We start from the raw sequence: 12995 nt of genomic DNA, 5'->3' as shown, positions 1-12995 counted from the left end.
GCGGGATTTTTTTTGTTATAAAAAACAAAAAACCCACTCGTTAAAGTGGGTTTGTCTGTTGGTCCACAAGGACTCGAACCTTGAAAGACTGCACCAAAAACAGTTGTGTTACCATTACACCATGGACCAAAGATGCTTGAATGCGGGTGCAAATTTATAACATTTTTTATTTAAAGCAAATAAATAAAAGATTTTTCTGTGAAATATTTTATCCAAAACCAACATCAGATTAAAAACGAGCTATTTAAGGCTCAAAAAAAATGCTTTCAATTAAACTTAATTAACAAAATTTTGTTAAGCCATATACGTTTCCATAAAAAAATAGTTTCTTTGTAGCTACATTCAAGCATAAACAATAAATCGCACTGATGACTACACTCAATTTTAATAAGTGGAATACAATTTTAGGCTGGTTCGCTTTTGCCGTTGCCTTATTTACTTTTTCATTAACTGTTGAGCCAACCGTAAGCTATTGGGATTGTGGCGAATACATTTCCACATCAGCAAAATTACAAGTTGGTCACCCACCGGGAGCCCCGTTATTCCAAATGATGGGTGCCTTTTTTGCCATGTTTGCACCAGATGCTTCAAAAGTGGCTTTAATGGTGAACATGATGTCTGTTTTTTCGAGTGCGTTTACTATCTTATTTATGTTTTGGTCTTCAACATTGTTGATGCGTAAAATTATTTTAAGATTCAAAGAGATCACAAAAATGGATGAAGTTGCTATTTTAGGTGCTTCTCTAGTTGGTACTTTAGCTTTTACATTCACCGATAGTTTTTGGTATAATGCCGTGGAAGCCGAAGTGTATGCCATGGCTACATTACTAATTTCATTGCTATTTTGGCTCGGATTACGTTGGGAAACCGACATGCACACACCACGTGGAAACAAATGGTTGCTTTTAATCTGCTTGGTTATTGGCCTTTCTTTTGGTGTTCATTTCATGGCTTTGTTGACAGTTCCTTCAATCGGATTATTGTACTTTTTTAAAAATTATAAAACCATTACCGTTCAAAACTTCATCATCGCCAACATCGTTGTGGTTGCTATTCTATTATTTATTTTCAAATTGTTATTGCCATTAACCATGTCACTTTTTGGAAAAACGGAAGTATTTATGGTTAACACTTTCGGATTACCATTTAACTCAGGAACAATTTTTATGACGTTGTTTTTAATAGCCTTTTTCTATTTTGGATTGAAATTTACCAGAACTAAGAACCTGCCGCAATACAATACGATTTTGCTGTGTATTCTTTTTGTTCTTATTGGTTTTTCAACTTGGATGATGCTACCCATTCGTGCTAATGCCAACGTTGTGATTAACGAAAACCGCCCTTCGGATGCTCGTGAAGTTTTGGCGTATTACAACCGCGAACAGTATCCTCAAAACCCGTTGTTTTACGGGCCGCAATTCACAGATATGTTTGCCGGTTTAGATCCAGACGAACCGTATTTGGACAAAGCACCAAACTATGAGCGTGATTACAAAACGGGGAAGTATGTGATTACCAACAATTATATCAATGCAACTCAGAATAGCCACAATGCACACAAAGCTTTTTTGCCGAGAATGTGGAATGGTGAAAGTGCAATAAATTACATGGAGTTCACCAATGTCGTCGATTTTAAAATTGATCCAGAATATGCTCATGAGCAGGAACTAGTTGATATCGTTTCTCAATTCAGACAAGCCTACAGCTCCGGAAGATTGGATACCGAAGACTACATTTCGTTTTTAAAAGGATACGGAAATTATCTAATTGTAGAAAAACCAAAGGCATCAGACAATTTTAAATTTATGTTTGAATATCAATTTGGCTACATGTATGTTCGTTATTTGATGTGGAATTTCGTAGGACGACAAAGCGATGTCCAAGGAAAATATGATAACGAAGGAAATTGGTTGAGTGGAATTGATTTTATTGATGAAATCTTTTTAGGCTCTCAAAAAAATCTCCCCCAAGATGTATTAACCAATAAAGGAAGAAATGTGTATTACTTTTTGCCCTTTATTTTAGGAATCATTGGCTTACTTTATCATTCTAAAAAAGATTTAAAGAGTTTTTATGTATTGCTTGCGTTATTCTTGTTTACCGGAATCGCATTAAAAATTTACCTCAACGAAAGACCATTTGAACCCAGAGAAAGAGATTATGCCTTAGTTGGTTCATTCTATGTATTTGCCATTTGGATAGGAATTGGTGTCTATGCGATTTTTGATACTTTACGGAAATGGATGCAACCCAAAATTGTTCTGCCGATTGTTTTTGTAGCATCACTTTTAGCTGCTCCTGTTCTACTTGCTTCACAAAACTGGGACGACCATGATCGATCTGGAAAATATACTGCATTGGCCAATGCAAGAGGGTATTTGGAATCCTGTGAACCAAATGCCATTTTGTTTACAATTGGTGACAATGACACTTTCCCACTTTGGTATGCACAAGAAATTGAAGGAATTCGGCAAGATGTAAGGGTTGTCAATACACAATTGTTTATGACGGACTGGCACATTGATCAGATGAAAGCAAAAGCCTATACATCTGAGCCCTTGCCAATTTCTTTTCAAAGAGAACAATATACCGGAGACAAATTAGATTATGTAGTTTCTAATGAGATTACACAAAATCGTTGGGAATTAAAAAGTTTCATCGACTTTATTAAAAGTGATGACCCTAACACAATGCTTGAAATGCAAAGTGGACAAAGTGTACATTTCTTCCCAACCAACAAAATTAGATATACTATTGACAAAGAAGCAGTTATTAAAAACAAAGTGGTTTCCGAAAAATTCTATGATTCTATTGTTCCCTATATGGATATCGATATTAAAGACCGAGCTATCTATAAAGCACGTACAATGATGTTTGATATCATTCAAAATAATAATTGGAAAAGACCAATTTATTTTACTGGCGGCAGTGATACAGACGAGGATTTTCTATGGATGAAGCAATACCTTCAATTGGATGGTTTGGTTTATAAATTAGTTCCAATTAAAACACCATACAATCCTGAAAACGGTCAATTGGAAATGGGAATGATTGATAGCGACAAAATGTATGATATTGTAATGAAATGGGATTGGGGCAACAGCGATGGTGATATTTATCACGACATTGAAACCCGTCGAAACAGCATCACGTATCGTTTAAACTTATCTCGATTAATGCAACAATTAATTGATGAAGGAAAAACAGAAAAAGCCAAAAAAGTTATCGATTTGGCCATGACCAAATTACCATTAGAAAAATACGGTTTCTATACGTTGTTAGAACCTTTTATTGCCGGTTATTACGATGTGGGTGAAACCAAAAAAGCTCAAGAATTAACTACAAAATTAGTTGAAAAATATAACGACAATTTAAATTATTTTGTTAGTCTAAAAGCTTCTGAACAAAATGATAATATGTATGAAATCGTTAAAAACATTGAACGTTATCGATCATTGATTCAGGTTGTAAAAAGAAAAAATGACACTGCTTTTTTTGATAAAAACAGAAAGATTTTTAACGGTTATAACAAACGATTTGAAAGATACAAACGTGATAATGAATAAAAAACTGAGCCATTAAGTTGGCTCTTTTTATTTTAAGCTTATGGATCTACTCTGGATAAAAACTAATCCGATAATAAAAAGAATTTTTTCAAACTATGTTTGGAGTATTCCGAATAATGAAAAAAAAGTATTTTTAACCTTTGATGACGGTCCCACTCCGGAAATCACGAAATGGGTTTTAGAACAATTAAAAGCGTATGATTGCAAAGCTACTTTTTTTTGTATTGGAAATAATATTGAAAAGCATCCGGAACTATTCAATCAATTAATTACGGAAGGTCACGCTATTGGAAACCATACTTTCAATCATGTGAAAGGATGGAATACGCCAAACAAAACCTATATAAAAGAAGTTGAAAAATGTGAAGAGCTGATGAAAGCAACTTCAATTAAAACTCTTCCATCAAAGCTCTTTCGTCCGCCTTATGGAAAAATAAAACCTTTGCAATCCATAAAACTGCGAAAGTTAGGATATAAAATAATTATGTGGGATGTGCTGAGTGCCGATTATAAAAAAGAAATTTCTAGAGAAAAATGTTTAGAAAATGTATTAAAAAATGTAGAATCGGGCAGCATCATTGTTTTTCACGATAGTATAAAAGCTTTCGCGAATTTGGAATATGTACTTCCAAAAACGCTTCAATTTTTATCCGAGAACGGATATCAATGTGAAATAATTAGCTAGACTTGTTCTTGAACTAAACCAATAATTGTGTTTGCATCCAACTCACCAGATTGTCTCCACACCATCTGACCTTCTTTGTAAATCATTAAGGTAGGAAGACCTTTGATACGAAGAGCATCGGCCAATTCCTGATTTTTATCTACGTCTATCTTAATTACTTTCGCTTTATCGCCCAACGCAGCCGCCACATCTCTAATTACGGGATGCATCGCTACAGATGACTCGTTCCACTCAGTGTAAAAATCAATTAGCACCGGAACTTGATCATTAATAAGTTCACCAAACTTTGACATAAGGACAAATTTTATTTAAATTTAAACCTATTTTTTAACATATTAAATACAAATGTAGCATATTTTACGAATTACGCTACTTTTTCGGCTTTTTTTAATTCGATTACGGTAATTTCAGGCCAAATTCCTACTCTTCCAGGGTAGGCGTGAAAGCCAAAACCGCGGTTTACATAAACATATCTACCTAAATTTTCATATAAACCAGCCCATTGTTTGTACACATATTGCACCGGACTCCATTTGATAAAACCGGGAATTTCTATCCCAAATTGCAATCCGTGAGTGTGACCGGATAAAGTTAAATGGAAGTTTTGTTCGTTATTTTTTACTTCATATTCCCAATGACTTGGATCATGGCTCATCAAAATTTTGAAATCGTTTTGATTTAAACCGGTTGAGGCTTTTACTAAATCTCCCGCTTTTTTGAAACTTTTCCCCCAATTTTCAACACCAACGACGGCAATTTCATCGGTTCCGCTTTTCAATTTCACATTTTCATTCATCAAGAGTTTAAAATCAATTTGACGGTGTAAATCTTTGATGGCTTCAAAATTATCGACTTTTTCTTTTTGCGTTGGCCAATCAATGTATTCCCCGTAATCGTGATTTCCTAAAACAGAATATTTTCCAAACTTTGGATTATGTATTTTTTTAAACGTATCAACCCAAGGATGCATCTCACTGGCGTGTGTGTTCACAATATCGCCGGTAAACAAAACCATATCCGAATTCTGTTCATTAATTAAATCAACTGCATATTGAATTTTTGCAGGATCATCAAAACTACCGGAATGAATGTCTGAAATGTGGGTGATGGTTGTTCCATCAAAACTATCGGGTAAATCACTAAAAAAAAGTGTTTGTTTGATGACCTTGAAGTTATATTTTCCTTTGGTCATTCCATATAAAAGCGATAAAAAAGGAACGGCCGCCACTCCGATGGCAATCTGGCTGACAAATTTTCTCCTTTCGGGAAGAAAAGAACTTCTGTCAGTATTTCCTAAAAAATGTGATATCGTTCCAGAAATTATTCTATAAAAATCTTCCCCAAACATTACCAAAGTCAAAATAATTTTAGGAATATAAATTAGTAAAACCAATCCAAAAGTAAGAAGTGTGCTCGGAGTTTGACCAATTTTTCGATCAAATTGAGTAAACGAATAAATGATGTAGCCTAAAATTAATACACTTAAAATAATATAGGAATACTGAACCCATTTTATTTTAGACAAGGTTCTAAAAGCTTGAAATGCATAGACTTCGATAAGCAAAACAAAAGCAACAAAAAAGAGCAAACGAATCATCAAATTCAATTTTCATACAAAATAACAACATCTACTGTGGATTGATCTGTATTTATTAAAATTTTAACGGTTGTAACTCGTGCTTACAATTCTTTTAAAGACTTTTAATGAATTTCATTTTATTAAATATACAATTATTTTAGTGGTTGGAAAATGTCAAAATCAGAAATTGGTTTCGGCATTTTTCTTTTTTAGGATTCAAAAATGTATCTTTGAAATCTTCAATATTTTTTGAATTATGTCAACGCAAAAACGCCTTTTCCTTCTCGATGCTTACGCTTTAATTTTTCGTGGGTATTATGCTTTTATCAAAAATCCACGAATCAATTCCAAAGGAATGGATACCTCTGCTATAATGGGATTTATGAATGCTCTCATGGATGTGATTAAACGTGAGAAACCTGATCATTTAGCTGTAGCTTTCGATAAAGGCGGAAGTGATTTTAGAAATGAATTATTTCCAACCTATAAAGCCAATCGCGATGAAACCCCGGAAGCCATCAAAATTGCCGTTCCGTATATTCAAGAATTACTAAAAGCGATGCAAATTCCGATTATGGAAAAAGCAGGTTTTGAAGCCGATGATTTAATTGGAACATTGGCCAAACAAGCCGAAAAAGAAGGTTTTCAAGTTTTTATGGTTACGCCTGACAAAGATTTTGCTCAGTTGGTTTCCGAAAATATTTTCATGTATAAACCCGCCCGAATGGGAAATGACATTGAAATCTGGGGAATTCCCGAAGTGTTGGAAAAATTTGAAATTGAACATCCGTTACAAGTGATAGACTTTTTAGGAATGAAGGGTGATGCCGTCGATAACATACCAGGGTTTCCGGGTGTTGGTGATGTGACCGCTAAAAAACTATTGAAGGAGTTTGGTTCCATGGAAAATCTTCTAGCCAATACCGACAAACTCAAAGGAGCCATCAAACAAAAGATTGAAGATAATGCCGAACAAGGATTGTTATCTAAAAAACTAGCCACTATCCTACTCGATTGTCCGGTAACGTTTGACGCTACCGATTTTGAGTTATCGAAACCTGATGTAGAAAAAACAGATGCTATTTTTCAAGAATTGGAATTCAGACAAATGAAAGCACAATTTGACAAGTGGTTTGGCTCCGGAAAAGAATATGACGAAATTAATACCAATGGAAATGGAGAGGTCAATGACAATGACAAAAATCAAATTCAAAAGAAACCAGCCGCTAAAAAATCAAACGAAGAGCAATTTGATTTGTTTGGTTTTAGTGATGATGATTCTGATGAAGCACATAACAATTCATTTTATGCCACGTTAGAAACCACCGAACATTTTTACCAAAGTGTGCAAGGCGATTTGCCTGTGAAATTGCTTTTGCAAAATATAATGAATCAAACTTCGGTTTGTTTTGACACGGAAACCACCGGCATTGATGCCTTGAATGCTGAGTTAGTTGGTTTAGCACTTTCGTGGGAAAAAGGAAAAGCGTTCTACGTTCCGTTTCCGGAAAATCAACAAGAAGCTCAACAATTACTGGAGAAATTCCGTCCTTTTTTTGAAAATGAAACGATTGAAAAAATTGGTCAGAATCTTAAATATGATTTGAAAATTTTAGCGAATTATGGCATTTCAGTCAAAGGAAAATTATTTGATACGATGATTGCTCATTATTTGATCAATCCTGATATGCGTCACAACATGGATATTTTATCAGAAACCTATTTAAAATATTCGCCAAAATCCATCGAAACCTTAATCGGTAAAAAAGGCAAAAACCAATTGTCGATGCGTGACGTCAATTTGGAAGACATCAAAGAATATGCTGCAGAAGATGCTGATATTACATTTCAACTAAAAGAAGTTTTCAGTTCGATTTTAGATAAAGCCGAAACAAAGAAATTGTTTGAAGAAATTGAAATTCCGCTAGTTCCTGTTTTAGCCGCCATGGAATCGGAAGGCATTCGATTGGATGTGGAATTTTTGAAAAAAATGTCGGTGGAGATGCAAAAAGACATCAATGAATTTGAACAAAAAATCTATGAAACGGCGGGTGAAAAATTCAATTTAGCTTCTCCAAAACAATTAGGCGATATTTTATTTGACAAACTAAAAATCGGTGGAGCCAAACAAAAGAAAACCAAAACCGGCCAATATGCCACCGGTGAAGAGGTGTTGAGTTATTTAGTGAACGAACACCAAGTTGTCAAAGACATTTTAGAATGGCGACAAATGGTGAAATTACAAAGCACTTATATTGATGCGTTGCCGAATCAAGTAGATCCAAAAACGCAACGTGTGCACACCGATTATATGCAAACGGTTGCCGCAACCGGACGATTGAGTTCCAATAATCCTAATTTGCAAAACATTCCGATTCGTACCGAAAGAGGTCGATTAATCCGAAAAGCATTTATTGCCAGAGATGAAGATTATACGTTAGTTTCTGCCGATTATTCGCAAATTGAATTGCGAATTATTGCCGCTCTATCAGGCGAAGAAAATATGATTAAAGCGTTTCAAAACAACGAAGATATTCACAAAAGTACCGCTGCAAAAGTGTTCAATGTTGCGTTGGAAGAGGTCACGAAGGAACAACGAAGCAATGCTAAAACGGTTAACTTCGGAATCATTTATGGTGTTTCGGCATTCGGACTTTCCAACCAAACCAATTTATCCCGAAAAGAAAGTGCGGAGTTGATTGATGCCTATTATACCACTTATCCGAAATTGAAAGCCTATATGGCAAACCAAGTTGATTTTGCCAGAGAACATGGCTATGTACAAACAGTTTTAGGAAGACGACGTTATTTAAAAGACATCAATTCCGCCAACGCAATGGTGCGAAGTGGTGCTGAACGAAATGCAGTAAACGCACCCATTCAAGGTTCTGCCGCCGATATCATCAAAATTGCAATGATAAACATTCATCAAAAATTGACTTCAGAAAACTGGCAATCCAAAATGTTATTGCAAGTGCATGATGAGTTGGTGTTTGATGTACACAATTCGGAATTGGAAAAAATTCAACCCATGATTAAACACGAAATGGAAAATGCGTTTAAATTGAATGTTCCGTTGGATGTGGAATTGGGAATGGGGAGAAATTGGTTGGAGGCTCATTGATTTTAGTGTTCAACTGGCATTTTCATGTGGTAAATAATTTGCTAAAATCTATGTGAAAGTTTAGAATTTTGACAGAGTTAAAAAAATAAATGTAAAAAAATTTGCACAAATCATTTTTTTTTTTTTTGTTTAGCATGTATAAACTTTAAATTTTATACAATGAAAAAATTATTATTTATCGCAGTGTTGTTAGTTTCAACTTTAACCTTTGGAAATGAAGTTGAAAAAGAATCTTCTTTTATCAAATCCTCAGAAGTTATTAACTCTCCTGATGAATTGGTAGCTTGTCATTATACTACTACATTAGTGTTTTACAGAACTATAACCAGAAAAGTTATGAGTATGTATACTAATGAGGAGGTATGGGAAACAGTTACTATAATTGATATGATTTGTACAAGCTGCTACACAATTACAGCTAAGGGTACAAGTGTAGAAACAACTTGCGAATAAAACAACAACTGCCTAATATTATGTTTAGGCAGTTTTTTAAAATTTTACTATGAAAAAATATTTTATATTCTTAGTCTTTCTAAGTTTTACCACAATAGGACAAACTATAGAGGTCAACTATTACGAAAATTTAAAAGTTCAAGATCAAGAACAATTTAAATTAATGCCAAAAAATGTTCAAATTGCCTACGAAGCAAATATTTTTTCTTTTAAATTAACTACTGATGGTAAGTCTTCATTATATCAAAATGCAAAATTCAATCTTAAAATCAAGGATGAAACGTATGAATCTACAACAATAAATGAAGTTGGAGACACAATAAAATCTGTAACAAAATCTAGCGGAATTGATTTAAAATCTAAGGAAAAAATTTACTACAAAGATTTTAAAAATAACAAATCATATAATGAGCAGTTTTATGACGAAAAAATAAGTATCGTGGATAGTTTAGCCATTTTTAAATGGGAAATTTTAGATGAAAGTGAAATGATTTTGGGTTATAATTGTAAAAAAGCTGTTACTAAAATCCATGGAAGAGATACTTATGCTTGGTTTACGGATGAAATTCCAATTTCAGATGGTCCATTTATGTATTCGGGCTTACCCGGTTTAATTTTAAAAACAAGTTCAAAGAATAATGAAATAGTTGCACATGCTATTTCAATTAAAAATGAACCATTTGATAGTAGTCCTCCTGTATTTACTGGTAAAATTTACAATTATAAAACACTAAAAGAATACATTGAAAAGAAAAATAAAGAAAGAAATCGATTTTAATTCTTTACTAATCTTATAACCACAAATCTGAAACTAACTTTTTCAAGTCCAAACAAATTAATTAAAAAATTAGATTAGTGCAAAAGTATTATTATCTATTGATTTTTTTTTGTTTTTCATCCTATACAATTTTTAGTCAACAGATAAAAGGTATAATTAAAGATGAAACGAACACTCCAATTCATCTTGCAAATGTTCAGTTACTAACCCTGAATACAAATAAGATAATCTCATTTACGCAAACGAATGAGAAAGGAGAATTTATACTCAAACTTGAAAAATATTCATTTCCTTATATTGTCAAAATAACTCATATTAACTATGAGAAACAAGAATTTCCTATTGACAATTTAATTGAAATAAAAGTAGTTTTAAAACCAAGAATTACAGAACTCAAAGAGGTTATTTTAGAATTTGAATCTCCGGATATCATAGAAAAAAAAGATACCCTAATTTACAATTTGAAAAATCTACTTGTTGGTTCGGAATTAAAACTAAAAGATGTTATTGATAAATTACCCGGTTTGACAATTGACAACAATAAAAAAATTAGATTTAATGGTAATAAATTAGACAATATACTTATTAATGGTGATGAGTTCTTCCGAGAAAATCATCAACTCGCAACTGAAAACATTACAGTTGATATGATAGAAAAAATAGAATTATTAAAAAACTATCAAGACCTGTCCAGTATCGAAGGATTTGAAAACTCTAGTCAAACTGCATTAAACATAAAATTAAAAAAATCATTCCGCGAAACCTTTAGAGGAAATTTTGATGCAGAAGGAGGCATAAAAGAACGATTTAAATTACAATCAAATCTGTTTAATTTTGGTAGTAAAACTAAATTTAGCCTTATTGCTAATACAAACAATCTTAATGAAAATGTGTTTTCTCCAATAGATTATTTAGAGCTGAGAAAGGTTACTGGTAAAAATTTATTGAAAGATAAATTGATTTTAGGTCGTGAAGTTACCGTTGAAAAAGACATTCCTCCCTTTTTATTTGCTCAAGATAACATTCAACAGATAAATTCTAAAAATTTTACTTTAAATTTTACAAGAAAACCAACCAAAAACAAACGTATAGAGTTTGTTTCAATATTAAACGAAACAGATTTAAATGAAAAAAATTCTAATTTTCTTACTTTTTTAGACGGAAATAGTTCAAGTATCTTAGATAATTATACTTCAATAGGTAATTCTTTATTTTCTTCAAACGTATTTAAATTTGAAAACAAATTAAATGAAAAGTCTTATTTTCAAACAAATGCCTATTTTTTTTTAAGTGTAGATAACCAAAATCAGGATTTGAATAATTTAATTGTAAGCAATCAAGAAGAAACTATTTTTAAAAATAAAACCCAGCTAAATAGTGCTAAGGGCGGATTCAATGCTCAATATAAAACAAAATATTCTGAAAAACTTTTATTTGAAGCCGTTTTTTTCAATGATTATAATTTTTCTAAATCTTTAAAAGATTATCAATCAAACCAAAATTTTATTGGATTTGATTTTAATGAAAACCAAGTCATTCAGAACACAAATTTTGAAACCCTTAGTTTTGGAATTAAAACCAAAGCTACACTAAAACTACAAAAAAACATACTAGATTTCAAATTTATTTCTACCCTTGACAATGAAACCTTATCTAATAAAAATAATGTTGGCTCAGTTTATAATTTCAGTGATAATTTTTTATTGACTTCTAATAGCTTGAGCACTATTTTCACATCTGACACTGGTAAAAAATTAAGATATACAATGAGTTTAGAGTTAATGAACAACAACCATGAACATAACCGTAATTTCAAAGAAACAATAAATGTTGTATTACCCAGCATTCACTTAAGTTATAGACTTTCTGACAAAACAAGCTACTCCCTTGGATATAATTCAAAACTTAATAATCCAACTATTTATAATTTTATCTCCGGTAATTTAATTGAGAATCAAAGAACCCTATGGTTAAGCAGTAACTTGATAAGTGAAAAAATGCTTGCTGATAGTTTCAATACTGGATTTTTTTATACTGATGTAGCTAAAAGCTTATTTTCAAACTTATTTTTATCTTATTCTGAAAACAGAAAACAACTAGTTACAAATTCCAACAATAGCAACTCAATTTCAATACAAGAATATCAATATATAGATTTTGGAAACACGTTAAGTTTCATTGCTAATTTTAGTAAAAAATTCAAAAAAATTCCTCTTGGTTTAAATTTTTCATCAAATAATTCAATTTCTAAAAACAAAACTCTTTCAAACAATACTATAAATAATAACAGTTTTAATCAAAATAACATAGATTTTAGTTTAAAGTCTTACTTCAAAAATAAAGCAAATTTTGATTTTGGACTAACCTACTTAAGTAATTTTAATAAGCTTGAAACGTTAAGTGAGGAGAATAAGAATCAATTACAAACAATTAGTCCTTTCCTAAAGTTGGACGGAACTTTTTTTAATAAAAAAATGAATTGGAAAATTAATACAACTTATCATGTTTTTGAATCAAGCACGTTTGCTTCTGAAAACATCTTAGATATTGGTGCAAGAATAAATTATACAGCTAGCAATAAAATCAACATATATCTTAACGCAAATAATGTATTAAACATTAGAGAGAATAACTTTAAAAATGATTTTATTCAAAATGACTTTATGATACAAGAAATAGTAATGAATACATTATCTGGATTTGTAAATCTCGGATTTACATATTCTTTTTAATTATCAATTTGAGTAAAAAACAACTTTTCCGAATTCCAGTCAAATAAAAAAACCTTGTAAAACAAGGCTTTAGCATAA

At 32.0% G+C, this 12995-nt stretch carries 8 protein-coding genes and 1 tRNA gene; 6 read left to right on the top strand and 3 right to left on the bottom strand.

What is annotated here, in order from left to right; genetic code table 11:
• Positions 1-58: 58 nt before the first annotated feature.
• Positions 59-129 (bottom strand) — tRNA-Gln (locus tag B0I10_RS07865).
• Between the two features lie 239 nt (positions 130-368).
• Here B0I10_RS07865 and B0I10_RS07860 point away from each other — a divergent pair.
• Both B0I10_RS07860 and B0I10_RS07855 read left to right on the top strand, forming a co-directional pair.
• The gene (locus B0I10_RS07860; protein ID WP_112085958.1) at positions 369-3566 is read left to right on the top strand and encodes a glycosyltransferase family 117 protein; all 3198 of its coding nucleotides are present in this window, start codon (positions 369-371) and stop codon (positions 3564-3566) included.
• Between the two features lie 40 nt (positions 3567-3606).
• Complete coding sequence (locus B0I10_RS07855) at positions 3607-4251, top strand: polysaccharide deacetylase family protein (protein ID WP_112085957.1); 645 nt, start codon at positions 3607-3609, stop codon at positions 4249-4251.
• Here the strand turns inward: B0I10_RS07855 and B0I10_RS07850 are convergent.
• Together B0I10_RS07850 and B0I10_RS07845 are read right to left on the bottom strand one after the other, a co-directional pair.
• Positions 4248-4544, bottom strand: a complete 297-nt coding sequence (locus tag B0I10_RS07850; RefSeq protein WP_112085956.1) for a thioredoxin family protein — start codon at positions 4542-4544, stop codon at positions 4248-4250. The genes B0I10_RS07855 and B0I10_RS07850 overlap by 4 nt on opposite strands.
• Before the next feature lie 71 nt (positions 4545-4615).
• Positions 4616-5851, bottom strand: coding sequence for a metallophosphoesterase (locus B0I10_RS07845; protein ID WP_394336184.1), 1236 nt, complete (start codon positions 5849-5851; stop codon positions 4616-4618).
• 235 nt (positions 5852-6086) lie between these two features.
• On the opposite strand from B0I10_RS07845, the gene polA reads away from it, so the two are divergent.
• From polA to B0I10_RS07825, 4 genes are all read left to right on the top strand, one after another.
• Entirely contained in the window at positions 6087-8954 is a 2868-nt protein-coding gene (gene polA / locus B0I10_RS07840; protein WP_112085954.1) for a DNA polymerase I, read from the top strand.
• Positions 8955-9113: 159 nt separating this feature from the next.
• Positions 9114-9407: a hypothetical protein gene (locus B0I10_RS07835; RefSeq protein ID WP_112085953.1), complete on the top strand. Its 294-nt coding sequence runs from the start codon at positions 9114-9116 to the stop codon at positions 9405-9407.
• Between the two features lie 49 nt (positions 9408-9456).
• Positions 9457-10185 (top strand): GLPGLI family protein, encoded by a 729-nt coding sequence (locus B0I10_RS07830; RefSeq protein WP_112085952.1) that lies wholly within the window; start codon positions 9457-9459, stop codon positions 10183-10185.
• A 77-nt stretch (positions 10186-10262) separates the two neighbouring features.
• A complete protein-coding gene (locus tag B0I10_RS07825) occupies positions 10263-12917 on the top strand; it encodes a peptidase associated/transthyretin-like domain-containing protein (protein WP_181456917.1) in 2655 nt (884 codons plus the stop codon).
• Positions 12918-12995 lie beyond the last annotated feature (78 nt).

It is taken from the genome of Flavobacterium lacus, assembly GCF_003268815.1.
GTDB lineage: Bacteria > Bacteroidota > Bacteroidia > Flavobacteriales > Flavobacteriaceae > Flavobacterium > Flavobacterium lacus.
This window is presented reverse-complemented; position numbering and strand designations above follow the sequence as displayed.